Annotated in this window: 31 protein-coding genes and 2 pseudogenes; 9 read left to right on the forward strand and 24 right to left on the reverse strand. The window is 35.7% G+C overall.

Features of this window, described 5'->3' with window-relative positions:
- The first annotated feature begins 74 nt into the window (after positions 1-74).
- Positions 75-1,172 (forward strand): Xaa-Pro dipeptidase, encoded by a 1,098-nt coding sequence (gene pepQ / locus ACUL40_RS15320; RefSeq protein WP_000994026.1) that lies wholly within the window; start codon positions 75-77, stop codon positions 1,170-1,172.
- A gap of 31 nt (positions 1,173-1,203) precedes the next feature.
- Here the strand turns inward: pepQ and ACUL40_RS15325 are convergent.
- Together ACUL40_RS15325 and ACUL40_RS15330 are read right to left on the reverse strand one after the other, a co-directional pair.
- Positions 1,204-1,569 (reverse strand): annotated as a pseudogene (locus ACUL40_RS15325) (DUF3221 domain-containing protein).
- A 20-nt stretch (positions 1,570-1,589) separates the two neighbouring features.
- Positions 1,590-1,964, reverse strand: a complete 375-nt coding sequence (locus tag ACUL40_RS15330) for a hypothetical protein (protein WP_000816717.1) — start codon at positions 1,962-1,964, stop codon at positions 1,590-1,592.
- 93 nt (positions 1,965-2,057) lie between these two features.
- On the opposite strand from ACUL40_RS15330, the gene ACUL40_RS15335 reads away from it, so the two are divergent.
- Entirely contained in the window at positions 2,058-2,885 is an 828-nt protein-coding gene (locus tag ACUL40_RS15335; protein ID WP_000941475.1) for a DUF2785 domain-containing protein, read from the forward strand.
- A 14-nt stretch (positions 2,886-2,899) separates the two neighbouring features.
- On the opposite strand, the gene ACUL40_RS15340 is transcribed toward ACUL40_RS15335, so the two are convergent.
- The 8 genes and pseudogenes from ACUL40_RS15340 to ACUL40_RS15375 form a co-directional block, all read right to left on the reverse strand.
- Entirely contained in the window at positions 2,900-3,106 is a 207-nt protein-coding gene (locus ACUL40_RS15340; RefSeq protein WP_001248908.1) for a hypothetical protein, read from the reverse strand.
- Positions 3,107-3,169: 63 nt separating this feature from the next.
- Positions 3,170-3,310 (reverse strand): annotated as a pseudogene (locus tag ACUL40_RS15345) (anti sigma factor C-terminal domain-containing protein); the annotation flags it as partial.
- 228 nt (positions 3,311-3,538) lie between these two features.
- Complete coding sequence (locus ACUL40_RS15350; protein ID WP_063220476.1) at positions 3,539-3,883, reverse strand: DUF6176 family protein; 345 nt, start codon at positions 3,881-3,883, stop codon at positions 3,539-3,541.
- Positions 3,884-3,885: 2 nt separating this feature from the next.
- Positions 3,886-4,674 carry a GNAT family N-acetyltransferase gene (locus ACUL40_RS15355; RefSeq protein WP_065211805.1) on the reverse strand — a complete coding sequence of 263 codons (789 nt, stop codon included), beginning with the start codon at positions 4,672-4,674 and terminating at the stop codon, positions 3,886-3,888.
- Complete coding sequence (locus ACUL40_RS15360) at positions 4,671-5,003, reverse strand: cupin domain-containing protein (RefSeq protein ID WP_065211804.1); 333 nt, start codon at positions 5,001-5,003, stop codon at positions 4,671-4,673. Before ACUL40_RS15360 ends, ACUL40_RS15355 begins: the two co-directional genes overlap by 4 nt.
- Before the next feature lie 44 nt (positions 5,004-5,047).
- Positions 5,048-5,452: a hypothetical protein gene (locus tag ACUL40_RS15365; protein ID WP_445422982.1), complete on the reverse strand. Its 405-nt coding sequence runs from the start codon at positions 5,450-5,452 to the stop codon at positions 5,048-5,050.
- Between the two features lie 142 nt (positions 5,453-5,594).
- Entirely contained in the window at positions 5,595-6,728 is a 1,134-nt protein-coding gene (gene ald, locus ACUL40_RS15370; RefSeq protein WP_001219403.1) for an alanine dehydrogenase, read from the reverse strand.
- A 214-nt stretch (positions 6,729-6,942) separates the two neighbouring features.
- The gene (locus tag ACUL40_RS15375; RefSeq protein ID WP_002024902.1) at positions 6,943-7,734 is read right to left on the reverse strand and encodes an SDR family oxidoreductase; all 792 of its coding nucleotides are present in this window, start codon (positions 7,732-7,734) and stop codon (positions 6,943-6,945) included.
- 147 nt (positions 7,735-7,881) lie between these two features.
- Between ACUL40_RS15375 and ACUL40_RS15380 the strand changes: the two genes are divergently transcribed.
- On the forward strand, positions 7,882-8,340 hold the full coding sequence (locus ACUL40_RS15380; protein ID WP_001066673.1) for a universal stress protein: 459 nt from the start codon (positions 7,882-7,884) through the stop codon (positions 8,338-8,340).
- A 41-nt stretch (positions 8,341-8,381) separates the two neighbouring features.
- Here the strand turns inward: ACUL40_RS15380 and ACUL40_RS15385 are convergent, their stop codons facing one another.
- Positions 8,382-9,077 (reverse strand): hypothetical protein, encoded by a 696-nt coding sequence (locus ACUL40_RS15385; protein ID WP_100651132.1) that lies wholly within the window; start codon positions 9,075-9,077, stop codon positions 8,382-8,384.
- A 95-nt stretch (positions 9,078-9,172) separates the two neighbouring features.
- On the opposite strand from ACUL40_RS15385, the gene ACUL40_RS15390 reads away from it, so the two are divergent.
- Positions 9,173-9,352: a hypothetical protein gene (locus ACUL40_RS15390; protein ID WP_000342760.1), complete on the forward strand. Its 180-nt coding sequence runs from the start codon at positions 9,173-9,175 to the stop codon at positions 9,350-9,352.
- Positions 9,353-9,395: 43 nt separating this feature from the next.
- On the opposite strand, the gene ACUL40_RS15395 is transcribed toward ACUL40_RS15390, so the two are convergent.
- The 3 genes from ACUL40_RS15395 to ACUL40_RS15405 form a co-directional block, all read right to left on the reverse strand.
- Complete coding sequence (locus tag ACUL40_RS15395) at positions 9,396-9,749, reverse strand: DUF3139 domain-containing protein (RefSeq protein ID WP_000725032.1); 354 nt, start codon at positions 9,747-9,749, stop codon at positions 9,396-9,398.
- 98 nt (positions 9,750-9,847) lie between these two features.
- The gene (argH, locus tag ACUL40_RS15400; protein ID WP_000041246.1) at positions 9,848-11,236 is read right to left on the reverse strand and encodes an argininosuccinate lyase; all 1,389 of its coding nucleotides are present in this window, start codon (positions 11,234-11,236) and stop codon (positions 9,848-9,850) included.
- Positions 11,233-12,438 carry an argininosuccinate synthase gene (locus tag ACUL40_RS15405; protein WP_000412315.1) on the reverse strand — a complete coding sequence of 402 codons (1,206 nt, stop codon included), beginning with the start codon at positions 12,436-12,438 and terminating at the stop codon, positions 11,233-11,235. Before ACUL40_RS15405 ends, argH begins: the two co-directional genes overlap by 4 nt.
- Positions 12,439-12,604: 166 nt before the next feature.
- On the opposite strand from ACUL40_RS15405, the gene ACUL40_RS15410 reads away from it, so the two are divergent.
- Entirely contained in the window at positions 12,605-12,922 is a 318-nt protein-coding gene (locus ACUL40_RS15410) for a hypothetical protein (protein ID WP_000417218.1), read from the forward strand.
- Positions 12,923-12,936: 14 nt separating this feature from the next.
- Here the strand turns inward: ACUL40_RS15410 and ACUL40_RS15415 are convergent, their stop codons facing one another.
- A complete protein-coding gene (locus ACUL40_RS15415; protein WP_000910274.1) occupies positions 12,937-13,146 on the reverse strand; it encodes a hypothetical protein in 210 nt (69 codons plus the stop codon).
- 853 nt (positions 13,147-13,999) lie between these two features.
- On the opposite strand from ACUL40_RS15415, the gene ACUL40_RS15420 reads away from it, so the two are divergent.
- On the forward strand, positions 14,000-14,662 hold the full coding sequence (locus ACUL40_RS15420) for a YitT family protein (protein ID WP_001244515.1): 663 nt from the start codon (positions 14,000-14,002) through the stop codon (positions 14,660-14,662).
- A 31-nt stretch (positions 14,663-14,693) separates the two neighbouring features.
- On the opposite strand, the gene ACUL40_RS15425 is transcribed toward ACUL40_RS15420, so the two are convergent.
- A complete protein-coding gene (locus tag ACUL40_RS15425) occupies positions 14,694-15,527 on the reverse strand; it encodes an EcsC family protein (protein WP_322367787.1) in 834 nt (277 codons plus the stop codon).
- Between the two features lie 137 nt (positions 15,528-15,664).
- On the opposite strand from ACUL40_RS15425, the gene ACUL40_RS15430 reads away from it, so the two are divergent.
- Both ACUL40_RS15430 and ACUL40_RS15435 read left to right on the forward strand, forming a co-directional pair.
- The gene (locus ACUL40_RS15430) at positions 15,665-16,300 is read left to right on the forward strand and encodes a DUF1796 family putative cysteine peptidase (protein ID WP_001053729.1); all 636 of its coding nucleotides are present in this window, start codon (positions 15,665-15,667) and stop codon (positions 16,298-16,300) included.
- A gap of 70 nt (positions 16,301-16,370) precedes the next feature.
- Complete coding sequence (locus ACUL40_RS15435) at positions 16,371-16,805, forward strand: NUDIX hydrolase (RefSeq protein ID WP_000283500.1); 435 nt, start codon at positions 16,371-16,373, stop codon at positions 16,803-16,805.
- 23 nt (positions 16,806-16,828) lie between these two features.
- Here the strand turns inward: ACUL40_RS15435 and ackA are convergent, their stop codons facing one another.
- The 5 genes from ackA to ACUL40_RS15460 all read right to left on the reverse strand — a co-directional run bounded on the left by ackA (position 16,829) and on the right by ACUL40_RS15460 (position 21,188).
- Positions 16,829-18,022, reverse strand: a complete 1,194-nt coding sequence (ackA, locus tag ACUL40_RS15440; RefSeq protein ID WP_000034575.1) for an acetate kinase — start codon at positions 18,020-18,022, stop codon at positions 16,829-16,831.
- Between the two features lie 299 nt (positions 18,023-18,321).
- On the reverse strand, positions 18,322-19,308 hold the full coding sequence (locus ACUL40_RS15445) for a class I SAM-dependent methyltransferase (RefSeq protein ID WP_000084367.1): 987 nt from the start codon (positions 19,306-19,308) through the stop codon (positions 18,322-18,324).
- Positions 19,309-19,506: 198 nt separating this feature from the next.
- Complete coding sequence (tpx, locus tag ACUL40_RS15450) at positions 19,507-20,007, reverse strand: thiol peroxidase (RefSeq protein WP_000024526.1); 501 nt, start codon at positions 20,005-20,007, stop codon at positions 19,507-19,509.
- Between the two features lie 134 nt (positions 20,008-20,141).
- Positions 20,142-20,537, reverse strand: coding sequence for a GerW family sporulation protein (ytfJ, locus tag ACUL40_RS15455; protein WP_000350003.1), 396 nt, complete (start codon positions 20,535-20,537; stop codon positions 20,142-20,144).
- A 12-nt stretch (positions 20,538-20,549) separates the two neighbouring features.
- The gene (locus tag ACUL40_RS15460; protein ID WP_002164419.1) at positions 20,550-21,188 is read right to left on the reverse strand and encodes a DUF2953 domain-containing protein; all 639 of its coding nucleotides are present in this window, start codon (positions 21,186-21,188) and stop codon (positions 20,550-20,552) included.
- 205 nt (positions 21,189-21,393) lie between these two features.
- On the opposite strand from ACUL40_RS15460, the gene ACUL40_RS15465 reads away from it, so the two are divergent.
- On the forward strand, positions 21,394-22,197 hold the full coding sequence (locus ACUL40_RS15465) for an NAD kinase (RefSeq protein ID WP_000785180.1): 804 nt from the start codon (positions 21,394-21,396) through the stop codon (positions 22,195-22,197).
- Positions 22,198-22,349: 152 nt separating this feature from the next.
- Here the strand turns inward: ACUL40_RS15465 and ACUL40_RS15470 are convergent, their stop codons facing one another.
- The 3 genes from ACUL40_RS15470 to mbcS form a co-directional block, all read right to left on the reverse strand.
- A complete protein-coding gene (locus ACUL40_RS15470; RefSeq protein ID WP_000503978.1) occupies positions 22,350-23,918 on the reverse strand; it encodes an amidohydrolase in 1,569 nt (522 codons plus the stop codon).
- A 71-nt stretch (positions 23,919-23,989) separates the two neighbouring features.
- Positions 23,990-24,421, reverse strand: a complete 432-nt coding sequence (locus tag ACUL40_RS15475; RefSeq protein WP_000600348.1) for a VOC family protein — start codon at positions 24,419-24,421, stop codon at positions 23,990-23,992.
- A 102-nt stretch (positions 24,422-24,523) separates the two neighbouring features.
- A complete protein-coding gene (mbcS, locus tag ACUL40_RS15480; protein ID WP_000817767.1) occupies positions 24,524-26,110 on the reverse strand; it encodes an acyl-CoA synthetase MbcS in 1,587 nt (528 codons plus the stop codon).
- Positions 26,111-26,169: the final 59 nt, after the last annotated feature.

The raw sequence follows: 26,169 nt of genomic DNA on the forward strand, positions 1-26,169 counted from the left end.
CTATTTACTTGTCATAACGCTTTCTTCCGAGTTAAAGTTATATTTGTAATTAAATATCTCGGGGGTGCCAATCGATGAATGCTAGATTAGAAAATTTAATGCAATGGCTAAAAGAAAAAAACGTAGAAGCTGCGTTCTTAACTTCTACACCAAACGTCTTCTACATGACAAACTTCCACTGTGAACCACACGAAAGATTACTTGGTATGTTTGTATTCCAAGAAAAAGAACCTATTTTAATTTGCCCTAAAATGGAAGAAGGTCAAGCACGTAACGCTGGCTGGGCACATGAAATTATCGGATTTACTGATACTGACAGACCATGGGATATGATTGCAAAAGCAATTAAAGACCGCGGCATCAATGCAAATGCAGTTGCAATTGAAAAAGAACATTTAAACGTAGAGCGCTACGAAGAATTAACGAAATTATTCCCAAATGCAGCTTTCAAATCAGCTGAGGAGAAAGTTCGCGAACTTCGTTTAATTAAAGATGAAAAAGAACTTTCTATTTTACGCGAAGCAGCTAAAATGGCGGACTATGCTGTTGAAGTTGGTGTAAATGCAATTAAAGAAGATCGTAGTGAACTAGAAGTATTAGCAATTATTGAACACGAATTAAAAACAAAAGGCATACATAAAATGTCATTTGATACGATGGTATTAGCAGGTGCGAACTCAGCTCTTCCACACGGTATTCCTGGCGCAAACAAAATGAAACGCGGTGATTTCGTACTATTTGATTTAGGCGTAATCATTGACGGTTATTGCTCTGATATTACACGTACAGTGGCATTCGGCGAGATTTCTGAAGAACAAACTCGTATTTACAACACTGTACTTGCTGGACAACTACAAGCAGTTGAAGCATGTAAACCAGGTGTTACACTTGGCGCAATCGACAACGCTGCTCGTTCTGTTATCGCAGATGCAGGTTACGGAGACTTCTTCCCACACCGACTTGGTCACGGACTTGGAATTAGCGTACACGAATATCCAGATGTAAAAGCTGGTAACGAGTCTCCATTAAAAGAAGGTATGGTCTTCACAATCGAACCTGGTATTTACGTACCAAACGTAGGTGGCGTTCGTATTGAAGATGATATTTACATCACAAAAGACGGATCAGAAATTTTAACGAAATTCCCGAAAGAGTTACAATTTGTAAAATAATAGAAAAAGGCAGCGGGAGTGCTGCCTTTTTCTATTTCCCTACTATTTCAAATTTCTCTACAATCATTTTTGCTGGATAACTTTCAAGTATTTGAGAAAACCATACTTTTATTTTATCCCCTGTTTTTAACTATTTATATGCGTCTTTGTCCTTAAAGCTCAAGACTATATGTGCTGGATGCTCTTTATTCATTTGTTGTTCTATATAATGTTGCAACTCTACTTTTGTTTCAACCGTTTTATCATCGGCAAAAAACACCGTGTCATTTCTTAATATGATATACCCTTCTTTAGGTACTTCTTTTACCGTTACTTGCTCTACTTGTTTTGTATCACACGCTGATAATACGACTAGAAATACACTTAAAAACATAACAATTTTCATATGCCTATTCATTTTTAACTCCTTACTCTAGGCTATTTCAAATTTAACACCATCTTCTCCTCATACTTATCATCCCATTTAATCACAACTTCTATAGGTTCATCTTTAGAGATAGGCGCGCAACTTACACAAGAAGACTTCATTTCAACCTTTGCTCCTCTATGAACTTCTGACGTTTGTGTCATTGTACTAAAGGCTCCATTAATAGCAATCTCTAAGTTTTTAAATTCTGTCTTTCCATCCCCGCCCTTATATTGAAACGTAAACATTCCATCTTCACTGTCATCCTTAATATGCCCTTTATATTGTCCAGTCCAACTTTTGCTCTCGCTAGAAAAAGTAAAATACCAAATCGAGCAGCTTCCTAAAAAGAAAATACTAATGAAAAAGAATAACGCTCTCTTCATCATGCCCCTCCATTCAAATGCACTTATTTATTGTCTATTTCTTCCTTCTATTATACTATTAAAATACAGAATTTTCTAAAATAGAGGGTTTATATGTTACAACAACAGTTAGAAGAAATTCGTAATAATAATTACATACTGGATAACACACTTAACATTGATTCTTTAAGTTCCAATATGCTTGAGCAAATTGGCGATACTGATAGCTATTTAAGGGACAAACTCATCTACTCTACTTTTTTTCATCTCATCAAGAAGGAATATCTTTCACACACACAATTACAGAAACTATTATTAGAAAGCATCGGTGAAAAATATTTATTGTATAAGATTCATTCAGATGATGAAGATGCGGTATTTACCCGAGCATTTACAACATTATTAATTGCCCTCATTATTGATGCTGATACAAATCATAATTTCTTATCACAGACTGATATTTCAAATGTAAAAGATCAACTAATTCTATATATGAACAACGAACATGATTTCCGGGGATATGTGCAAAAACACGGCTGGGCACATAGTATCGCTCATGCTTCTGATACATTTGAGGCGCTTGTGAATAGTCCTAAACTGGAAACTTTATATTACGAAGAAATATTACAAACTTTATTAAACAAAGTTTGTGTTCATTCCATCTATTACAAATATGAAGAAGATGAACGTATCGTTTATCCGATTGTCGCAATGCTACAAAATGGCTTAAAGGAAGAAGCACTCATATTAGCCCTTCGTGATTTAGTAGCTCAATTACCCGTTCAAAAACAAACATTACATATTGAATCATACGAGTTTCTATACGGAAATATAAAATCTTTCTTACGCAGCTTATTTTTCAGACTGCGCAAGCTTTCTATATGCGAAGAAACAGAATGCGAAATTGAAAAATTGCTACAAGAACTTCCAAAATATTATTAAAAAAAGAAGGCCACTCAAAAAGTGCCTTCTTCTATTTCACTAATATTTAATTGAAATTTCACGATCCAAACTGAGAAAAGGTGGACAAGAAGCGCAAACGCCATACATGCTCCGCTTAAAAAAGTTAGTATAGGATGCGAATACACGTGCCCCAATCCATAGGATACCGCCACGAAAAACATTGTTATGTAAATATAAATTGCTCCATGTATTTGCCTCATATAAACCTCCTTTTCCCATATTATAACATAAATTTTCTGATTATTCACATTAATTGCTTGTAATCAATATTTCTCAACTGTTACACCTCTTACAGCAGCCTTAATATATGGTGCTCCTTGTAAACTTTGTAAATTCTCTGTTTTGCCTGTTACGACTACACCGTATATTGGTAGGTCTTTTGGTTTGGTGTTTTTTATTTCTTTATCCCGCATTAACGGGCAGTAAGACCTCACATCAAAATTCAGCGGAAGCAAGAAGTTAGATGGGGGATGAACCCCACACTGATTAAAGTTTCACTTTATAGTTTATCCTAAAATATTCTCAGTATCCCTCTTTATTTTCACTTAAAGACATCCAAATGCAGCTTTTATAAATTGTTTCATAATAAAAAGCACATCCATTTTGATGCGCTTCTCTGAAATACTATTCTATTATTTCATCGCGTCCTTCACAACATCTTGAATCATAACGACTTCTGTTTTCATATCAACAGAGGGTGCTTCTTCATCAATACACTCATACCAAAATTCCAAGTGCTTTTTATCAATTTCATAATGAGAATTTTCGACAAGAGCCCCAGCTTCTCCTTGCACAGAATACCAATATAAGTACTCTTCTCCATCTCTTATTTCCCGGAAAATTGTCTCAACGTACATCTTTTCGTCGTTTAATGTCAAAAGTACTTCTTTCATATTGTCATTCAGAAGCTGCATCCATTCATCTACACGATGACTTTTATCTTGTTTCACTTTAAATCTCGTTAACTCCACATTCATTTTTATTCCCCCGTTTTCTTACGTACAAACAATCTATATTCTATTGGATGATAAAAACTTAATTTACTAGCTAATTTTTGCGAAGGAATATTGTCTACATAACAATCCCAGCACGGTATAATATCATTTTGTATGCAATGTTCAATAAACCTTGCTGCAACAGCTTGGGCTAATCCTTTCCCTTGATATGCTTTATGCGTCACAATATCAATTTCAGCAAATCCGTTCCCACTAAATATTGAAACACATTCCGCTACAATCATTCCTTCTAGTTCTATACAAAATCCAAAACCACCGTTTAAAAACGTTTCTTTTGATCCCCAATATTCTTTGTAGTACTCCTCTGTAAATTCACTGCTTCGTTCTATATCTCTTCTATCAATACGCTTCACTTCATATGTATTTTTGTTACAATCTCGTTTTCTCTCTTCAAAGGTTACGCTTTGAAATTTCATTCGCGGAATGTTTCGAAGTACATGACTAAAACGTTCTTCTATCATCATTTCCCACTCGTTACTCGAAGAGAACAATGTAAATCTCTTCTCTGTTTTTTCAATAGCCTTTTTTATAAAAGAAAATAAATCTTCGTTATAATTTTGATCATCAGTATCACCAAATAAATAATAAATACCGTTAGCTGTACGAATTAGTCCTGCTGTTAATTTCTCGTTTGCAAAAATCTCACCATCTATCACTTGATCACATACCGCATAAGCAAACGTCGTCGTTTTTGTATGACTTTCTAAAATCGGAAGGATTTTTCTATACTCGACTACGGATAATTTTTTCATAATTGCTTCACTTTAATCGTATCCGCCTCTATATGTTCAAAACAAAGATTTACAGTTCTCTTTAATGCTCTCGTTCTATGAATCTTACATGCTGGAATTAAGATTGAATCATTTGGCTTTAAAACCGCTGTTTCTCCATCTTCAAAATCAATAAGTAATTCTCCCTCTAACACAATAAATAATTCATCCGAATTAGAATGATAGTGCCAATCATATTCACCAGTAAATACAGCGATTCGTAAGCAATGACTGTTTATATTTGAAACGACGAAGTTTTTATGTTGATCTTTAATATCCTTTGTTAATTCTATTAAGTTCACAGTCTCCATCTTTCGTCCCATCCTTTCATTAGTCGTTCTTCTAAAAAACTAACTTAATCTCCTCCACCATCACTTGAGTTACTACAGTCATTGCTACTGTAGTCACCGAATCCACTTGATGAGCTTGAAGCGTATGAAGATTTTTTGCTTCTTTTTCTATCTTTTTTACTTTCATGACTAGGCCATACTGTATCAAATAATATAAAGAATAAGACTAATTCTATTGCAACAAGGAGAAATTCTAAAATACTCTCAATAATATTAGGAGTTATCTCAAAACTGTAAAACACTCCAAATGAATACATACACAAAATTACATACAGAGCCATACAAATATACCGAAATGTTTTCTCTATCGTAATGACTACTTTTTGTGAAAAAGGTATGTTCTGTTCCTTTTTGTTCTTTATATACCTTTGTCTCTTTGCCTGTTTTTTCTTCCTCTTTTTGCTCCCCATCGAATCCCCTCTTTTTATTATATAATTCTAAATTATCATAATAAAAATCGATTTACACCAATAAATAACAATTATTCACATGTTATTTCTCCATATAAAAAAGACCCTCCTCACGAAAAGGAAGGTCTCAAATGTATTTCTATTATGATAAAGCAGGAGCTTTTTCAAGAAGCTCTTTTGCATCAGCGTATTGTAAGCCGTGAGCTTCCGCAACTGCTTCGAATGTTACATAACCATCTAATGTGTTAATACCTTTTAATAATGCAGTGTTGCCTAAGCAAGCTTCTTTGTAGCCCTTGTTAGCAATTTGTACTGCATATGGTACTGTTACGTTTGTTAACGCAAGAGTTGACGTACGTGGAACTGCACCTGGCATATTAGCAACTGCATAATGAACAACGCCATGTTTTTCGTAAGTTGGGTTGTCATGAGTTGTAATACGATCAGTTGTTTCAAAAATACCACCTTGGTCAATCGCGATATCTACAACGACAGAACCTGGTTCCATTGATTGAATCATTTCTTCAGTTACAAGTTTTGGCGCTTTTGCACCCGGAATTAATACTGCTCCAATAACAAGGTCAGATTCTTTAACAGCTTCTGCAATGTTGTATGGATTAGACATTAATGTTTTTACTTGGTTACCGAAAATATCATCTAATTGACGAAGACGTTCTGCACTTAAGTCAATGATTGTTACATCTGCACCTAAACCTACTGCAATCTTAGCTGCGTTTGTACCAGCTTGACCACCGCCAATGATTGTTACTTTGCCGCGTTTTACCCCTGGAACGCCTGCAAGTAAAATACCTTTACCGCCTTTGTTTTTCTCAAGGAATTGTGCACCGATTTGTGCAGACATACGACCAGCCACTTCACTCATAGGTGCAAGTAATGGTAAAGAACGATTGTCTAATTGTACTGTTTCGTATGCGATTGATGCAACTTTGTTATCGATTAATGCTTTCGTTAATTCTGGTTCTGGAGCTAAGTGTAAGTATGTGAATAAGATTAAGCCTTCACGGAAATAGCCGTATTCACTTGCTACTGGCTCTTTTACCTTCATAACCATATCTTGATTCCATGCTTCTTCAGCAGTTTCTACAAGTTTCGCACCAGCTTGTACGTATTCTTCATCTGTAAAGCCAGATCCTAAACCTGCTCCTTTTTGAACAAAAACTTCGTGACCATTTTGTACTAAATGTACTGCTCCCGCTGGCGTCATTGCCACACGGTTTTCATTGTTTTTAATTTCTGTTGGAATACCGATACGCATGATTAGTTCCCCCTTGAGTTATGAAATGACCCCTGAATCATTTTTTAAAGCGCTTTCTACGCTCTTATATTTTAACATAATATCTCAATATTTGACAAAAAAATAACACGAGTTTTCCGATAGATTTAATTTTATATTAAAGGACAGTATTATCCGCACCTCTCAGCACAATGGATAAACTGTCCAATTATTCGAAACTTCATCTTATTTTATTCTATCGATGTCTATGAATAACATCCACTGCACCAGTCACTTCAATAATTGTACCGGTAATCATATCGGAATCGTCCTCACATAAAAACGAAATGGTTCTTGCAATATCTTCACCTGTTCCAGATCTACCAATCGGTGTGTTATGCTCTTTCAGCTGACGTGCTTCTTGAATAGTTGCCTCTTTCATATCGCCAATAATATCACCAGGACATACCATGTTCGCAGTGATACCATACTCCGCTTCTTCATAAGCAACTGTTTTCGTTAATGAAACAAGTCCTACTTTCGCTGCGGCAAAAGCTGAACGATAAATCCATCCCGGTGCACTATCCGCCCCTTGAAATCCGTAATTAATAATACGGCCAAAGTTCTGTTTTCTCATGACCGGAACGACAAGTTTTAATAAATGAAATACCGCTGTTAAATTTCCCTGAATCATTTCATTCCATTCATCTTCTTCATAATCAACTAACTTTTTTCGTTCAAATACATATGGACCAGCATTATTAATTAAAAAGTCAATTTTGCCAAAACGGCTCATCGCTTCTTCTACTATTTTATGTAAATCTTCCTTTTTCGTGACATCCGCTTGCACGAATTGTAGACGCTCTTCCACATCTTTATATGTTTCTTTCATCGTTTCCATAGCCGTGATATCGCTATGGTACGTTACTGTTACTGAATAGCCTTTAGCCAATAACTTTTCTGTTACTTGCTTTCCTAAACCTTTCGTACCGGCTGTAATGAGCGCATGTCTCACAAAACTGCCCCCTTTTAAATTGCTATACTTCATATGTAACAAGTTCTCGCTCCAATTACAACTAAAATGAATTGAAACAGAGTTTTCAAAATTCTGTAACGTTTCTGGCAAGCACGTTACCAAAATTTGTTTTATAATTAAGTTGTAAACAGTTATAAAACAGATTGGGAGGAATTTACTATGAATAATACATATACAAATATTTTAATCGCGGTGGATGGTTCTAAAGAAGCAGAAAAAGCCTTTAAAAAAGCAATTCAAGTCGCAAAGCGCAACAATGCAACATTAACAATTGCTCATATCGTTGATGTAAAAGCATACTCAGCAGTAGAAGCTTATAGCCGTGCAATTGCGGAACGTGCAAATCTATTTGCAGAAGACCTATTAGAAGACTACAAAAAAACTGCGCTTGAAGCTGGTCTTGAAAAAATTGAAACTGTATTAGAATTCGGTAATCCTAAATCAAAAATTTCAAAAGAAATCGCTCCAAACCATAAAGTAGATTTAATTATGTGTGGTGCGACTGGTTTAAATGCTGTTGAGCGTTTCCTAATTGGTAGCGTCTCTGAACATATTATTCGCTATGCGAAATGCGATGTCCTTGTTGTTCGTGGTGATGAAGAGCAAGGTGAGCTTTAATTTATAGATAAAACACCAAGTCCACATAGGCTTGGTGTTTTTCATTTTATAAACTTCACTATAAACAAAAGACATGCTACGACAACAACGGTAATTGCCAACACATAAGGCGGAAGAAACTTCAAAGACCATAATGCCATCATAATCGTCGCAACCGTTAAGTACGTTCGCCTTGCACCTTCTGTCATTTTTTTACGAAATAAGAAAACATACAAATAACCAATTGGCGGCGTAATAAAGCAAAGAACGTATATGATTTTTGATTTTAAATACCACTTTTGTTCTCCAAGTTTCTTTATATCCGCTTCTATTCTCTTATGCTCTTGTTCTTTCTCTTCTTCTACAAGCGGATTTTCCTCTTCTCCTCGCTTTTCTTTCATATAAGGAAGAAAGTGCATAAAAAAATAGTATGCGAATACGAATGCTCCAAATCCAATATTTACTCTTTCTAATGGAATATGTTCACTAAAAAAAGCAGCAGTAAGCACTAAAGACAAACAGTATGTCATCATCCAAAAGGAACGTTTTCTCTTTTTCCGTTCCATTTCTTTTTTGCCTTGTATATCTTTTCTTTTCGAAAGCCATATAGAAATAAAGCAATCTACTACAAATAGAGCAAAAATAAATATCGCAACGTGTACTGTTTCTAAATCCTCAAATGAAAAGATATTTGGGAATGCAACATGTAATACAATGAATGTGTACAAAATTAGCCCTATAAAATAAATACGTCTCATTTTCCATCCCTTTCTTATTTCCTAACATTACGTTAACATACATTTTTTAGAAATAGACGGACAAAATATATATGTGTAAAAAAGGAGGATGCTATATGGATGATTCTGAACGCATTATTTTAGATGTGAACGGCAAAGAAATTGAAATGCTAGATACGATTCGCACTCATTTTAAAGAGAAGCACGGCGTTGAACTAAGTAATGGTGCATTACTTCGTGATTTGATGGATATTGAGTATATTCGAATTACGGAAGATCGACATAAGTATGATTAAAAGAAAACGACTGCAGGCGAATGCCATCAGTCGTTTTCTTTCTTTATTTAAGCTCTTGATGTTTCCCGCCCATACCACCAGACTCATTGCTATCTTGGTGTACAGTTAGTTTATTTGTTTTCGCATCTTTTAAAACTCTATATGTATATGATTCATTTGGTTCATCTTTAAACTGTACATTCATACCATAAGAATCCATTTTGCTATAAAAGGCCGGTTTTATATATAAAATATCACTTTCTTTATATCCTTTATCTTGTAAATGCCACATCGTTGCGATAACCGCTTCTTCTCGCTTTTCTTTTTCACCAACATACATATATTTGTCCAAAAGAAACACTTTAGCATTTGCAATTAAGCTAATTAACAGTACAATGATCAACACTATTTTTTTCATAGACTTCCCCTAAATTGTTATTTTTTACTACATTGTAACTTAAATGCTAGTAAAAAATAAAGTACGCCAGACTTTACTAGACTGGCGTACTTCCCAACTCAATTCTTAATAACTTCTTTCGTTAACCCCTTCGCCTTCTCCAAAGCGTTTTTGATTTGTTCAAACCCAGTCCCGCCAGCACTGTTACGACGCTTTACAGCTGCATATGGTGACAGCACTTCATACAAATCTTCTTCAAATAAGGAGCTCATTTCTTTATATGTTTCAAGAGAGACATCTAATAAATAAATTCCTTTTTGTGTGCAATATAGCACTAACTTTCCAACAATTTCATGAGCTTGACGGAATGGTAGTCCTTTGTTCGCTAAATAGTCAGCAATTTCTGTTGCGTTGGAGAAATCTTGCGTCACAGCTTGCCCCATTTTTTCTTTGTTTACAGTCATCGTTTCAAGCATGCCCGCCATAATATGAAGGCATCCTTCTACTGTTTTAACTGTATCAAACATTCCTTCTTTATCTTCTTGTAAGTCTTTATTGTAAGCGAGCGGTAATCCTTTCATTACTGTGAGTAAACTGAATAAATTACCGTATACTCTGCCTGTTTTACCACGGATTAGTTCCGCCATATCCGGGTTTTTCTTTTGCGGCATAATGCTGCTTCCCGTTGCATATTGATCGCTCATTTCAATAAATTGAAACTCTTGGCTACTCCATAAAATAAGTTCTTCGCAAAAGCGTGATAAGTGCATCATAAGCATAGAGGAGTTACTTAGGAACTCCAGTATGAAATCACGATCGCTTACTGCATCTAAACTATTTTCATAGATTCCATTAAATCCAAGAAGCTCCGCACTATACTCTCGGTCAATGGGGAATGTCGTTCCAGCTAACGCTCCTGCTCCTAATGGCGAAATGTTAATACGTTTTAACGAATCTTCATAACGATTCACATCACGCTCTAACATCCAAAAGTAAGCGAGAATATGATGAGCAAATGAAATCGGCTGGGCACGCTGCAAGTGCGTATAGCCCGGCATAATGGTTTCAATATTATTTTCTGCTTGTTGAACAAGAACAGTTTGCAATTGTTTTGTAGCTTTTATAATATGTTCTACCTTTTCTTTTAAATACAAATGCATATCTGTCGCTACTTGATCATTACGACTTCGGCCAGTGTGAAGTTTTCCTCCTACTTCGCCAATTTGTTCAATTAACATTTTTTCGATGTTTAAATGAATATCTTCTGCTTCTACTGAAAATTGTAGCTTATTCTCTTTTGCTTCTTTCAATAAATATTGAAGACCTATCTTTATTTTCTCTGCTTCTTCTTTCGTCACGATGCCCTGCTTTGCTAGCATCGTGACGTGCGCAATACTTCCTTTTATATCTTGATTTACTAATTGTTGATCGAAGGAGATGGATGCTCCGAACTCTTCAACCCATGCTTCCGCTTCTTCTGTAAAACGTCCGCCCCAAAGTTTGCTCACGCTTCCACCTTCTTTTGATTCACTTGGCTGTATACTTTCGTCGGTAAACCGAATAATGAAATGAATCCAACTGCTGCATCATGATTAAATTCATCTTGAGCAGTATATGTTGCTAATTTTTCATCGTATAAAGAGTATTCAGATTTACGTCCTTCTACAATCGCATGACCTTTAAATAATTTCACACGCACTGTACCTGTTACATTCTTTTGCGTTTCTTGTAAAAATGCATGAAGCGCTTGTTTTAAAGGTGAGAACCATAAACCATTATAAATAAGTTCTGTTATTTTCTGTTCAATCACTGGTTTAAAATGTGCTACTTCTTTTACGTGTGTTAAATCTTCCAACTCTTTATGCGCAGTGATTAACGTCATTGCTGCTGGGCATTCGTATACTTCACGAGATTTAATACCGACAAGACGATTTTCTACGTGATCAATACGTCCAACGCCGTGTTTTCCAGCAAGCGCATTTAACGTTTTAATTAATTCTGCAAGTGAATATGCAGTGCCATTTAAAGTAGTCGGTACGCCTGCTTCAAATCCGATTTCTACAAACTCTGGTTTATTCGGTGTATCTTCTAATGCCAATGTCATCTCATATGCATCTTCTGGCGGCGCTGCCCATGGATCTTCTAAAATTCCACATTCGTTGCTGCGTCCCCATAAGTTTTGATCGATTGAAAACGGGCTATCTAAATTAATCGGAATTGGTACATCGTTTTCTTTTGCATATGCAATTTCTTCTTCACGTGACCACTTCCATTCACGTACAGGTGCAATCACTTCTAAGTAAGGATTTAATGCTTGAATAGAAACTTCAAAACGAACTTGATCATTTCCTTTCCCTGTACATCCGTGTGCAACTGCAGTTGCGCCTTCTTGTTCTGCGATTTCTACTAATTTCTTCGCAATAAGCGGACGAGATAATGCAGAGACAAGAGGGTATTTCCCTTCGTATAATGTGTGTGCTTGCATCGCCATCAATGCATATTCGTTTGCAAATTCTTCTTGAACATCAATCATATATGATTTAATTGCACCTACTGAAAGTGCCTTTTCTTTTACAAATGCTAAGTCTTTACCTTCCCCTAAGTCTAAACAAAGCGCGATAATATCATAATTCTTCTCTTGTAACCATTTAATTGCAACGGAAGTATCAAGACCTCCGGAATATGCTAATACAACTTTTTTCTTCTCCATTTTGCATCCCCCTAAAGAATAAATATTCATTTTCTTTTATAATAATCCACACTTTACCACCTTTCACAAAATGTATCAAGAGTCATTTTCAAATTTTTTCAAACAATTTCGTCGAACTTCTTTCTGTTTTTATGTACAATATAAGCAGGAAAACGGGGGTGAACTTATGGAAAAGTATTTCTTATACGATGAACATCTAGGAATTGAAATTCCACATTTACAAGAAGACTGGGAAGAAATCCCCGAAAAAATGCAACATGCTATTTTACTAAAATGGGAACAAGTTCGCGGGAAAATTCCTGATCGTATAAAAGAACTTGAGCACTATATTAATACAAAACAACATTATTTAAATAACGAAGAAGACTTCGAAGTTTCTTGTAAACTAAATTCAGAAATTGCCGATCTCGCTTCCATCATTAATGACCTTTGGCTTTGGTATCGACTCACTCAAAATGTATCTGAGGGGAAAGCACACCAATGAAAAAAGCATGCCCCTCAATAACTTTGGGTCATGCTTTTTTTGTCATAACATGATTTACAATATATTTCTTGTGCTGTTTTCGCCAAACATACATCGAATGGACCAACTAATATACTTCTTTCTTTCGGCAACTTTACAAAAGCAACAAGCTCTTCTTCATATTGAATTTTTTTCTGACATGAAATGCATATTAATTCTTTTCTTTTGAACATGTCTTTTAGCATACCTTCACTCTCCCCTTCATCTATCTATATTAATATACTCTCATAATAGTTAAGACTTGTAAAAAAATGACACATTCTGAATCGAATGATTCATATACTATGTACAAAAGGAGGTTTAAAAATTATGCGTGCTTTCGTTATTATCACTTTAACTTTTTTAAGTGTGATTAGTTGGGATGCGTTTTTTAAAGATAAAAGTGATGAAAAGAACACAACGGAATAAAACCCTTTTTTTCTTACTTATTGGACAAACCGTTATAAACTGTCCAATCCTCCGAAATAACTTAGGCTTTTCTACAAAAATATTTAAACATAACATTTTTTGTAGATTCCCTCCGTTTATTGTCGGTTTCCATCCGCATACATTTTTTAAAAGTATGATATAATAGTATAAATCTTGAAGGAAGGGATTTTGATATCATGATCGCTCGAAGGAGCATGTGGCATCGTATTGACGAATCATACACGTAGCGTATTTTTCAGCTCAGATACTTTAGTCTAGCGAAAAAAATACGAGAGTGGGGAAATTATGATTGCCCGAAGGATAATTTGGCAAAAAAAAGACTCTTCTTACACATAGCGTTTTGTTTAGGACTTAATTGTTACTAACTAAACAAAACAAAGAAGAGCAGGATTGCTAAATGACGAATCCTACTCCACGTTTTGTTTAGTCGTTTTAAGACTTAAACTAAAACGAAGGTAGGGAGAATTGATGGACGAGAGGATTATTCGTTATTTCTTCAGCGACATATAGCGTAGTTAGTTTTTTCGTAAACTAACTGAAAGCTACATGTGAGCTCGTAGTTAGTTTACACACAAAAAGGACTACTAACTACGGAAAGAAGGAATAACGATGAGGAACATCCAAAGTCGGCAAATTATTAAAGAAATTTTTATGGTTTTAATCGGTTCATTTATTTTAGCAGCAGCGCTATATCACATTCACTTCCAAAACCACTTAACAGAAGGTGGATTTGTAGGAATTGCACTATTCATTCAAAACTTTTATGATATTTCACCATCTATTTCAACTGTATTAATGGATATCCCAATTATTTTACTGTGCGCTTCATTTTTAGGTAGAAAAATGGTTGGTTATTCATTCCTAGGTTCAATTTCATTCGGAGTATTTTATTCCTTTATGGAAAATTATTCTCCATTTACGGTAGATTTATCAAATAACTTATTTATAGCTGCAGTAGTTGGCGGTGCGTTAGCTGGTATTGGACTCGGTTTTATATTACGATTTGGCGGTGCAACCGGTGGAGACGATATTTTAACAATTGTATTAAGTAAACGAACTCGTTTTACAATTGGGCAAATTTTCTTCGTCTTTGACGCGATTGTTCTTGCGCTTTCATTATATTATTTAAATTGGACAGAAATTGCTTTTACTATTCTTTCGATTGCCGTACAAGCAAAAACATTGGATTTAATTTATTATCCAAAAACAGAAAAAACAGCAGAAAAGCAGCCAGTATCTGTTCCAATGTCCAAAAAACATGCAACGAATTAAAAAAGCGAAAGGCTTCGGCCTCTCGCTTTTTTTATGCTCTTTTTTCTTTCTCGACTATATGGCGCACTTGATAAAATCTATTTGCAAATTCAGTAACGTTTCTTGTTAAACGATAATTCACTGTAGATCCAATTGCCATTCCAATTACCGGTATACCTTGGAATAATTTACGACGAAGAGCATAAATCGAAAATGTCTTCAAAATTTGTTTTAACACAACCTCAGTAGAAGCTGTTTGTAGCACTGCTTCGTCTCCTTCGTAAAAGAACGAATCTTCTTGCTCCAGCTCTTGCAATAAATTGTACCATGCATATTGCTGAAGTCTTCCTGGTAGTAATGACGCATGAAACACCTTTAACGCAAGCATCATTTCATACGGCTTGTTCACATCATGTCCAAATGATGTTGCAATAAGTTGGACTGCCTTCACATTTAACGCGATCATAACCGGAAAATCCGCCGTTAATAATAATAAACCTCCAGCACCTGTTGCCCCGCCTTGTACAAATGAATATAGACGATGACGTGCTGTTTGCTGCTCTGCTATGTATGTTAATTGATCAATAGATAATGCTTTCAAATCTTCAAGCTGTTCAATCGATTCATCAAATAACCTTGATGTTCCTAAAATCCGATTACGTGCATCTAACTGTGCTTGTGAACTTTGAATAAATGCATGCAAATGAAAGAGCCATCCATCTGCTTTCGTGAAGAATTCTTTTCGCTTGTTCTCAGGTAATTTCGCAACTGTAGTATGTAACCATTTATCAAACACTTTTTGAAAATCGGTCGCTTCTTGCTCAACTAATTGCGCTTCCCATTCTTTTATATTGTCTAAAATGGCTTGTTCTCGCTTCGATCGCATCGTAACAACCACCTCGTTCGATTTTTTTCTATTGTAACATATTTCTGCTTATTCTTTGCAAATATGCTTGTCTATCTCTATTCACATACCATTTTTGAATGGCATAAAATATTAACAAAAAGGATGAGATAAATCACATGAATCTATCCGATATAAAAAAAGAATATAATGCGGTATTCAGCTTAGGACAAAACTGCTGGCCTGCTTGGGCATTATATCAATTAGAATTATCACCATTTTTTGGCGTTATTGATTTTATGCTAAGCCCCTCATTAGAAAAAGTGAATGTATTATTACAAAATCGATTTGACCGCTTTTTAAATTTCGAAAATTTATCCTTCATCTCATTTTGGGATGATGATGCAAAATTAAGATTAAGGGACAACCTTTATGAAATTGACTCCTGTCATGACTTTAAAACAGATGTAAACACACCCACTTCTTGGCCTTCTTATACAGAAATTAAGTTAAACTATGAACATCGTATTAATCGTTTTCTAGCTACAATTGAAACGGCAGAATCCATATTATTTATTCGAACTGGAGGAACATATGAAGAAGCATGTTCCCTAGAACAAATTTTATCTCAAATCGTTACACATACATTCTCTGTCCTGTTACTAATTCCTGCCGATATACCAACTATCACCCAAGAAGATTGGGGATTACAACGTATTTGCGTTATGAAATGTCCTATTATGGATGTATACCAATACAATGAAGCATTTTGGAAAGACTTATTTGATGGAATTACAGTTAGACCGCACACTTAAATACACGATACTTTTATCACACCATACATTATAATCGTCCTTATACAAAACAAATAAGGAGTGATTCTATATGTATCCACGTGCAAAAGCTTTCGGTCTTGCTGTACATCAAGATCGCCTTCTCGTACAAGAATATTATACAGAAGGCGAAATATATTATCGTCCTCTTGGCGGTTCAATTGAACTTGGTGAAAAATCAGCACATACTGTTATTCGGGAGTTTAAAGAAGAGCTTCATACGGAGATAGAAATCACCAATTATTTAGGGTGTTTAGAAAATGTCTTTCATCTCGATGGAGACATTGGTCATGAAATCATTCAACTATATTCTTTGCGTTTATTAGACACGTCACTATATGAAATGAAAATATTAAATATACAAGATGAAGAAACAGTAGCGTATGCGAAATGGATTCCTATTACGGCATTCATTCAGAAAGAAAAAATATTATATCCAGATGGAGTTTTAAAATACATCCAAAAGAAAAAAGACGAAATCCTATAGGATCTCGTCTTTCTTTTCATATATTAACCAATATCTCCAAGACGTAGTACGTCACGAGCAATCATAACTTCTTCGTCAGTTGGAATTACGATAATTTTTACTGGAGAGTGTGGGAAGCTGATGAATGCTTCTTCACCGAATACGTTATTACGTTTTGCATCGAAGTATACGCCCATGTACTCAAGGCCTTCTAATACACGCTCACGAATAATCGCACTGTTTTCACCTACACCAGCTGTGAAGATGATTGCGTCTACACCTTTCATACGAGCAGTGTAAGAACCGATGTATTTGTGGATACGGCTTACGAATACATCAAGTGCTACTTTCGCACGGTGGTCGCCTTCTTCTTCTTTCGCAATGATGTCACGTAGGTCACTAGAGTAACCAGTAAGACCTAACATACCACTCTTCTTGTTTAATACGTTAACTACTTCTTCTACTGTTTGGCCTGTTTTTTCCATGATGTATGGAATTAACGCAGGGTCAAGGTTACCAGAACGTGTACCCATTGTTACACCAGCAAGTGGTGTGAAGCCCATAGAAGTATCGATAGATTTACCGCCTTCTACTGCTGCGATACTTGCACCGTTACCTAAGTGACAAGAAAGTAAGCTTAAGCTTTCGATTGGACGACCTAATAATTCAGCCGCACGCTCAGTTACATATTTATGAGAAGTTCCGTGGAAACCGTATTTACGGATGCCGAATTTTTCATAGTACTCATATGGTAAGCTGTATAGGAATGCAGATTCCGGCATTGTTTGGTGGAATGCTGTATCGAATACTGCTACTGCTGGTACGTTTGGTAATACTTCTTGGAATGCTTTAATACCAACAACGTTTGCTGGGTTATGAAGTGGTGCTAAATCGCTTAATTCTTCGATATCAGCTAATACTTCATCAGTAATTAAAACAGAGTCAGCAAATTTTTCGCCGCCGTGAACAACACGGTGACCGATACCGCCAATCTCATCTAGAGATTTAACGATTCCGTTTTCAGTTAACTTTTTAAGAAGCATATTAACTGCTACTGCGTGATCTGGAATGTTTGTAATTTCTTTTTGTTTTTCGCCATCTACAGTAATAGTGAAGATACTATCTTCTAAACCGATACGTTCTACTAAACCTTTTGTTAATACTGTTTCACTTGGCATTTCAAATAATTGGAATTTTAAGGAAGAGCTTCCTGCGTTAATCGCGATGATTTTTGACATCTAGTCTTTCGCCCCTTTTTCTCTTGGTAGTTGTGTGGATGTTTCCACAAACCGCTCGATTTTATCTGATCAAATTCACCAAATATGAAAACGTTTCATCATTAGCAAATTTTATACTCACGATTTTAATTTAAACATCGTCCGACATATATTTCAAGTGAAAAAATTGTAACACCAAGAAAAAATATATATTACAGATTTCAAAAAAATTCAGTTAAATCTTGTATATATTTAAAAATATGACATATTATATAAAACTGTACTACATGAATCACTAATGCTGTTACATATACCCAGCTTTATTTATGTGTTGCAAACCAAGTATTTAATTGATCCATAATGTCTTCCATCGCCTTCATGTTAGAGAATTTAGGCAACTCCACTAATAATGCCTGTTTTGGCATTGTTACATTAGCGCCTTTCTTTTGGAGAACAAATATACTTTTTGCATTTTTCTCGTTTTTAAACATGGAAACAGGAAGCTGTAATAACCCTTGAATAAAGCATGTTTCTTTAATAAATGCATGTAATTTTGGTGCCTGGTCACTTTCAAAAATGAAGTTTGGTACTAAGAAGAATAAGTAACCGCCCTCTTTCGTATGTTTCACACTTTGTTCAATAAATAAGTGATGGGCATACGACATTCCTTCATCTGCTTTTAATTTATATTCACTTGCACCGATTTCGTTTGGATAATAACCAACCGGTAAGTCTGAAACGACTGCATCAACTGGATCGATATAAAGTGGTGCTAGTCCATCTTGATGGAAGAATTCGATTGCATGCTTTTGTAAATTTGCATTTACTAAAGCAAGTTTAATTAGCACTTCATCCACTTCTACACCAAATCCACTCATTGTTAGTCCTTCTTTGGCGCTATTAAACACTGTAGTCATTAAATTACCTGTTCCAATTGCAGGATCTAAAACTGTGATCTCGTTTTGACCTTGCATAAATTTATGGAATAAGTAACTCATGAACATTCCAACTGCATCAGGCGTCATTTCATGATTCGCTTGTACGCCTTCTTTCATTCCTTTTAAGATGGCTAACTGAAATGCTTTACGAATTTCTTCACCTTTATATGTTTCTTCATTAAACGTACTATATTCACGATTCAGCCTTTCAATTGCTGATTCGGATAATTCCTCTTGTAAAATCGCTCCCTCAAACAAGTTATCACCTGTTTCTACAAGCGCCTCTAAATATGTTACATCTAATTCTTTACGTAAAACTACCGCAGAAGAATCAAAAATAGAAAATAATGTTTCTACTGTCTGACTCACGTACATTCCTCCTTCTCTCTTTTACACATAACTTATATCATACCACAAAGTGATTTTTTCCAAAAAGAAAAAGCGACCTCCTGTAAAGAGCTCCCCTTTAGTTATATATGATATAACGTTTTTTCTCATATATCGATGCTGTTACAGAGCAATATATGAGAAAAAACGACCTCTTTATAAGAGGTCATTCTCTTCACATTACTTCGCAGATTTAGCTGCTTCTAATGCTTCTTCATAGTTTGGATGGCTTGTACCTTCGCTTACGTATTCTGCGTAAACTACTTTGTCATTGCTATCTACTACGAATACTGCACGAGCAAGTAAACGAAGCTCTTTCATTACTAAGCCATAAGCTTCACCGAATGAAAGGTCGCGGTGGTCAGAAAGTGTAACAACATTTTCTAAACCGTTTGCTGCACACCAGCGTTTTTGAGCGAATGGTAAATCAGCGCTAATTGTTAATACTTTCGCGTTTTCAATACCTGCTGCATCTTGGTTAAAACGACGTGTTTGTGCATCACACACACCTGTGTCGATTGAAGGTACAACACTAATTAATTTCACTTCGCCTTTGTATGTTTCTAAACTTACTGGAGATAAGTCGTTTGCTAATACTTGGAAGTTTGGCGCTTGATCGCCAACTTTAACTTCTGTTCCAACTAAAGTCATTGGATTACCTTTAAAAGTTACGTTTGCCACTTGAAAATCCTCCCTTATTTAAACAAAATATGTACAATGTAAATGATAGTTTGTCCCTATCGATAATGCAAATAAAATCGCTTTATTTACAAAAAAATTAAAGAAGCTAACCTATTGATTAGCTTCTTTATTCGTTAAATTTGAAATTCAGGATCATCTTCTTTTCGTTTATCCATCATTTCTTTCACTTTATCAACAGCTTGTGGCGCTAATTCAATTATTTTATCGATGACGTGTGTTTGTTTATCTAAGTGCAATACTTTCACACCATCTCCATTTATAACAAGAAAGGCAACAGGATTAATAGAAACTCCTCCACCACTTCCCCCGCCAAATGGATGACGGCCTGAATGTTCTACTTTACCAAATTCACTTCCACCAGCAGCAAATCCGAAACTTACTTTCGAAACTGTAAGAATTACGCTTCCATCTGCCGCTTTAATTGGGTCACCAACAATTGTATTTACATCAGTCATTTGTTTTAAATGCTGCATTGCTGTTGTCATTAAACCTTGAATTGGATGGTCCATTCTATATCCCCCCTATGCTTGAACAGATTTTTCTGTCATACCAGATCTTTGTCTTCTCATAAATACGAGTAATTTGACGCCAGTTTTTATAGCGCGGAATATACGAAAAGATGCTGTTAACTCGCATCTTGATGCAAATCCTTTCCCTTGAAAAACTGGGGTAATTTCAAATTCTGGTACGTCGACAATATGCATATATTGTCCGACAACTCCAGCAGCCATACCTTTTGTCCCCCATGCATATCCAGTGACAATTCCAGTACTAGCTGCATCGCCTGCTCCAATTTGTGTATGCCATTTCCAACCATTGATTTTCACTCGTTTGAGAAAATCTTTAACAATAGTATGAACTTCTTGAAGCTTTTTTATCAGTTCACCAATGCTGTCAAGTTGCGCCATAATTTTATTATCGAGTCCGCCGTCCTCTTCAGCTTTTTCGATTTTCTGTCCTGTCTTTTTCTGCTGTTTTTCAATTCTTTCCAACACATCAAATGTATATCGAATCATCCATATTTTCACTTGAAGCAAACATTGCTTTTCCATTTCTGAATATAAAAATGTCACCTTAAGCTTTATTTTCGACAATAGTATAAACAAAATAAAAAGAAGAAGAATTATTATTCCAATTACGAGCCACTTCATACGTATCATCCTTTCACTCCGTACCCATTATCGACAAGTTTATTCATCGTTAAACAGAGTTCTATAAGATTGAATATAAAAATTTTTCTAAAAATAAAAAGGTATTTTGACAATTTATATCGAAATATATTATTTGAACATATCATCAGGGAACGGACTCTAATGATATGTAGCACGAAAAACAGAAAATTTAACTGCAGTGGAGGGATACATAATGGCAGATCGTCGCAATTTATTTTTCTTTTATGGTGATGACAAAGCAACGCTCGTTGAAAAAATGAAACCAATCTATCGTATTTTAGAAGAGAATGGATTTACCATATTAGATCATCCAAAAAATGCAAACGCTATCGTCAGTGTTGGAGATGATGCAACCTTCTTACAAGCCGTTCGTAAAACTGGTTTTAGGGAAGATTGCTTATATGCAGGGATTTCTACGAAAGATGAAATTTCGTTCTACTGCGATTTCCATATTGATCACGTTGATACAGCCCTTCAAGAAATTACAAAAAATGAAATTGAAGTGCGAAAATATCCAACAATTCAGGTAGATGTAGATCACAGTACATCTTTCCATTGTTTAAATGAGTTCTCATTACGTTCTAGCATTATTAAAACATTCGTTGTAGATGTTCATGTTGATGATTTATATTTCGAAACATTTAGAGGGGACGGTTTAGTAGTTTCTACCCCAACAGGAAGTACTGCTTACAATAAATCATTGCATGGTGCAGTTGTTGACCCGCTTATCCCATGTTTCCAAGTAAGCGAACTAGCATCTTTAAACAACAACACTTACCGTACGCTCGGTTCACCTTTCATTTTAAATCACGAACGTACATTAACTTTAAAACTAAGACCAGACGGTAACGATTATCCTGTTATCGGCATGGATAACGAAGCGCTTAGCATTAAACAAGTGGAAAAAGCTGTTGTACGCTTAAGCGATAAACAAATTAAAACAGTTAAATTAAAAAACAATTCTTTCTGGGAAAAAGTACAGAGAACGTTTTTATAAGATTAAAATAACCGCAGAATTATGGAATTCCATAATTCTGCGGTTATTTATTTACCCCGATTGACGCGAACAATACTCTCTTACTATCCGGCCGTTATCCTTGTCAGTTTTTGTCTGTAATTCGATATATTCCGAAAACCGCTCATATATTTTTACGCATCTTTTCTATAGACAACTTGGCCATCTATTACGGTCATTTCTGCTTGTACTTCTTTTATTTCTTCTGCCTCAATTTCAAAAATATTGCGGTCTAATATTGTAAAGTCTGCTTCATATCCTTTTGTAATTTGCCCTCGCTTCGCTTCTTTTCCAATTGCATAGGCACTTCCTGTTGTAAATAAAGAAACAGCCTCATATACCATTAATCTCTCCTCAGGCATATAGCATACACCGTCAATAAAACTTCTACGTGTAACAGCGCTATATATGCCTAGAAACGGATTTACTTGTTCAATGGGAGCATCTGAGCCACCGTTGCAGTGTAATCCTGCTTCCAGTAACGTCTTCCAAGCGTACGCATAACGAAGACGGTGCTCGCCTAGTTTTTCAATGACTGACGGAAAATCTGATGAAAGAAAGACTGGCTGTATATCGATAATGGCTTGCAAGTTTTTCATTCTTTCTATCAACTCTTCACGAGCAAGCTGACAATGAATAATGCGGTCACGTAACCCTTCTGCTGGTGGATATAATTCGAGTGCATCAATGACATATTCAAGCGATAAGTCACCGATAGTATGAATCGCAACTGGCATATGTAAATCTCGTGCTTTCTTTACTAATTCCGCAAGTTCTTCACGTGAGAAAATCGCAACTCCATTTGTTTCCTTCGCATCTTCATACGGTTCACTTAATAATGCTGTTCTTCCGCCAAAAGAACCGTCAGAGAAAATTTTCATTGCTCCAAATTCAATATAATGTTCATTTTCATATTCTTTTCGTTCATGTGCTACTTCATGGTGAACGAGCAAATGGGCTTTAAATGGCATTTCTTTTATAACGTGAGAAAACGCATTATATGTTTTTCTAAAACCACCATAATAATTTAAATCTTCCGTATGCCCGCCAACAAGTCCGTATTTCCAGCAATCTTTAATCGCTGTTTGCAGAGCTCTTTGTAAATAAGCTTCATCAATTTCTGGCTGAACATGTTTAATTAATTCTTGCCCTTGTTCATATAAAAGCCCTGTTAACTTATTTGATGAATCCCTACCAATTTTCCCGCCTTTTGGATCTTCTGTCGCTGCTGTTATATTCGCTTCTTGCAGTATGTATGCATTCACCCATGTAACGTGACGACAAACTCTCTTTAATAAAATGGGATGTTCTTTCGAAATTTCATCTAAATCACGCGCGTGAACATCTTTCGTATCTGTAAAGTTATTTTCATTCCATCCTTCTCCAATAATCCAAGAGCCCTTTGGAGCTTCTTCCACTCGCTTCTGAACAAGAGTAAGCACTTCGCCATAAGATGTACAATTTGATAAATCTAGACGGAGTAATCTCTCTCCATGCCCAATAAGATGCATATGACTATCAACGAGACCTGGGATCATTGTTTTGCCTTTTAAATCGTACAATGTAACCGCGGCATATTGGTTTTCTAACTCTTCTTTACTTCCAACATCAACGATCGTACCGTTTTCAATGTAAACAGCGTCCACTTTTTCATTTTCTTCTCTCATTGTGTAAATGGTGCCGCCATACCAAATTTCTCCCATATATCCCATCTCCTTTATTTTTTATTGTATAAAAAAAAGCACCATTTCAAAACATGGTGCTTTTCTAAAAATTACTTTTGTTCAGTAGTAGACGTTGTAACTTGCCATTCAATATTAAATTTATCTTTTACTTGTCCGTATGCTGGGCTCCAGAATGTTTCTTGAAGTGGCATGATAACTTCTCCACCTTCTTGTAACTTATCGAATACTTCTTTTGCTTTTTCTGCATTACTAATTTGAATTGCGATTGTTACTTGAGATCCGATTGCATGCCCTTGACCTGGGAATGTATCAGAAATCATAAGATCCGTATTACCAATTTTTAAAGTAGCGTGTAAAACGCGCTCTTTCGCTTCAGCTGGAATCGGGTATTCTGGATTTTCAGGCATGTCACCAAAAGTTTGCATAACTTCTACTTTTGCATCTAAAGCCTCTTTATAAAACTGTACAGCTTCTTGCCCACTACCATCTAAAACTAAGTACGGATTAATACCTAAAATCATACGGACACCTCTTTTTTAAATTTATAAAATCGAACTTGTGTTCGTTTTTATTTTATCATTGTTTTACATTTCATTCAACTATTTACTTCACTGTTTTCAAAATTATTTTGACGGAATCTCCATCTCTTGTTTTCTAAGTTCAATACGGCGAATTTTTCCAGAAATCGTTTTTGGTAGTTCATCTACAAATTCAATTTTGCGAGGGTATTTATATGGTGCAGTGAGTTCTTTAACGTGTTGTTGGAGTGTTGGAATTAATGTTTCTTCGTTCTTTTCTATATTCTCTCTTAATACGATAAATGCCTTCACGACACTTCCACGAATTTCATCAGGACTTGCGACAACTGCACATTCTCTTACATAAGGATGTTTTACAAGTGCATCCTCTACTTCAAACGGCCCGATTGTATAACCAGAGCTAATAATGATATCATCGCCGCGCCCTTCAAACCAGAAGTAGCCGTCTTCATCTTTCTTCGCTTTATCACCTGTAATATAATAATCACCGCGGAATTGCATCGCTGTACGTTCATCGTCTTTGTAATATTGTTTAAAGAGGGCCGGCGTTTCAATGTGAACTGCAATATCACCAACTTCGCCTACTTTAACTGGAGTACCTTCCTCATTTACGATATCGACGTGGTTACCTGGCGTTGGTTTCCCCATTGATCCTGGTCTAATATCCATCCCTTTCATTACACCAACAAGTAATGTATTTTCCGTTTGCCCATAGCCGTCTCTCACTGTAATATGAAAGTGCTTTTTGAACGTTTCAATGACTTCTCTATTTAACGGCTCACCTGCCGATACAGCGCTATGTAATGCCTCTAAATTGTACTGGCTTAAATCTTCTACCTTTGCCATTAATCTATACTCAGTCGGTGTACAACAAAGTACATTCACCTTATTATCGTCTAATAAGTTTAGGTACGTTTTCGGTTCAAACTTACCGTGATATACAAACCCTGTTGCCCCTGATCCTAAAGTTGCTAAAAACGGGCTCCAAATCCACTTTTGCCAGCCTGGACTAGCTGTTGCCCATACAATATCATTCTCTTCAATTCCGAGCCAATTTGGAGCGCTCGTACGTAAATGAGCGTATGCCCACGCATGTGTATGAACGACACCTTTTGGATTTCCTGTCGTTCCTGACGTGTAAGATAAAAAGACCATATCTTCTTTATCTGTCTTCGCCATTTCTAACATGTCACTCTCTGTTTCTAACGCTGTTTTTAAATTAATCCATCCATCTACTGACTGCTCGCTCAGGACAAATTTTCGAAGAGATTCCATCGCTTCTATATCATCAAACTGCCTAATATACGGCTCATAGCTTACTATCGCTTTTACTTCTCCATGTCCAATTCGATATTCTATATCTTTTTTACGTAACATTTCCGAGCTTGGAATTACGACAAATCCTGCTTTAATAGCAGCAATATACGTCATGTACGCTTCAATTAAACGCGGCATCATAATGAGAAGCTTGTCCCCTTTTTGCAAACCACTTTTTATAAAAGCGTTTCCAATTTTATTCGCACCTTGCATTAATTCAGCGTATGTAACTTCCCTTCGATTCCCTTTATCATCTTGCCAAATTAAAGCTAACTTCCCTTTATCACCTGTATATTTCTCTATTTCAGAAACTAAATTATAAGACGGTGGCGCCAACAATTCTTCTCGCTTCATAAAATATCCTCCCTTTTCTTTATGCCTCCTTTATATAATAAAGAATTTTCAGTTAATTT

Source organism: Bacillus sp. KNSH39 (genome assembly GCF_052656585.1).

Bases quoted from the DNA above. Each gene is read 5' to 3' on its own strand.
- ACUL40_RS15355 (WP_065211805.1), bottom strand. From the start codon at position 4,674: ATGAAAAAATTATCCGTAGTCGAGTATAGAAAAATCCTTCCGATTTTA.
- ACUL40_RS15340 (WP_001248908.1), bottom strand. From the start codon at position 3,106: ATGAGGCAAATACATGGAGCAATTTATATTTACATAACAATGTTTTTC.
- ACUL40_RS15410 (WP_000417218.1), top strand. From the start codon at position 12,605: ATGGAAAAGTATTTCTTATACGATGAACATCTAGGAATTGAAATTCCA.
- ACUL40_RS15475 (WP_000600348.1), bottom strand. From the start codon at position 24,421: ATGATTTTAGGTATTAATCCGTACTTAGTTTTAGATGGTAGTGGGCAA.
- ACUL40_RS15395 (WP_000725032.1), bottom strand. From the start codon at position 9,749: ATGAAAAAAATAGTGTTGATCATTGTACTGTTAATTAGCTTAATTGCA.
- ACUL40_RS15350 (WP_063220476.1), bottom strand. From the start codon at position 3,883: ATGAATGTGGAGTTAACGAGATTTAAAGTGAAACAAGATAAAAGTCAT.
- ACUL40_RS15415 (WP_000910274.1), bottom strand. From the start codon at position 13,146: ATGCTAAAAGACATGTTCAAAAGAAAAGAATTAATATGCATTTCATGT.
- ACUL40_RS15465 (WP_000785180.1), top strand. From the start codon at position 21,394: ATGGCAGATCGTCGCAATTTATTTTTCTTTTATGGTGATGACAAAGCA.
- ACUL40_RS15435 (WP_000283500.1), top strand. From the start codon at position 16,371: ATGTATCCACGTGCAAAAGCTTTCGGTCTTGCTGTACATCAAGATCGC.
- ACUL40_RS15460 (WP_002164419.1), bottom strand. From the start codon at position 21,188: ATGATACGTATGAAGTGGCTCGTAATTGGAATAATAATTCTTCTTCTT.
- ACUL40_RS15425 (WP_322367787.1), bottom strand. From the start codon at position 15,527: ATGCGATCGAAGCGAGAACAAGCCATTTTAGACAATATAAAAGAATGG.
- ACUL40_RS15470 (WP_000503978.1), bottom strand. From the start codon at position 23,918: ATGGGAGAAATTTGGTATGGCGGCACCATTTACACAATGAGAGAAGAA.
- ytfJ (WP_000350003.1), bottom strand. From the start codon at position 20,537: ATGGACCATCCAATTCAAGGTTTAATGACAACAGCAATGCAGCATTTA.
- ackA (WP_000034575.1), bottom strand. From the start codon at position 18,022: ATGTCAAAAATCATCGCGATTAACGCAGGAAGCTCTTCCTTAAAATTC.
- ACUL40_RS15405 (WP_000412315.1), bottom strand. From the start codon at position 12,438: ATGGAGAAGAAAAAAGTTGTATTAGCATATTCCGGAGGTCTTGATACT.
- ACUL40_RS15365 (WP_445422982.1), bottom strand. From the start codon at position 5,452: ATGGGGAGCAAAAAGAGGAAGAAAAAACAGGCAAAGAGACAAAGGTAT.
- ACUL40_RS15375 (WP_002024902.1), bottom strand. From the start codon at position 7,734: ATGAAGTATAGCAATTTAAAAGGGGGCAGTTTTGTGAGACATGCGCTC.
- ald (WP_001219403.1), bottom strand. From the start codon at position 6,728: ATGCGTATCGGTATTCCAACAGAAATTAAAAACAATGAAAACCGTGTG.
- ACUL40_RS15360 (WP_065211804.1), bottom strand. From the start codon at position 5,003: ATGGAGACTGTGAACTTAATAGAATTAACAAAGGATATTAAAGATCAA.
- ACUL40_RS15390 (WP_000342760.1), top strand. From the start codon at position 9,173: ATGGATGATTCTGAACGCATTATTTTAGATGTGAACGGCAAAGAAATT.
- ACUL40_RS15385 (WP_100651132.1), bottom strand. From the start codon at position 9,077: ATGAGACGTATTTATTTTATAGGGCTAATTTTGTACACATTCATTGTA.
- ACUL40_RS15335 (WP_000941475.1), top strand. From the start codon at position 2,058: ATGTTACAACAACAGTTAGAAGAAATTCGTAATAATAATTACATACTG.
- ACUL40_RS15430 (WP_001053729.1), top strand. From the start codon at position 15,665: ATGAATCTATCCGATATAAAAAAAGAATATAATGCGGTATTCAGCTTA.
- ACUL40_RS15380 (WP_001066673.1), top strand. From the start codon at position 7,882: ATGAATAATACATATACAAATATTTTAATCGCGGTGGATGGTTCTAAA.
- pepQ (WP_000994026.1), top strand. From the start codon at position 75: ATGAATGCTAGATTAGAAAATTTAATGCAATGGCTAAAAGAAAAAAAC.
- ACUL40_RS15330 (WP_000816717.1), bottom strand. From the start codon at position 1,964: ATGAAGAGAGCGTTATTCTTTTTCATTAGTATTTTCTTTTTAGGAAGC.
- mbcS (WP_000817767.1), bottom strand. From the start codon at position 26,110: ATGAAGCGAGAAGAATTGTTGGCGCCACCGTCTTATAATTTAGTTTCT.
- ACUL40_RS15420 (WP_001244515.1), top strand. From the start codon at position 14,000: ATGAGGAACATCCAAAGTCGGCAAATTATTAAAGAAATTTTTATGGTT.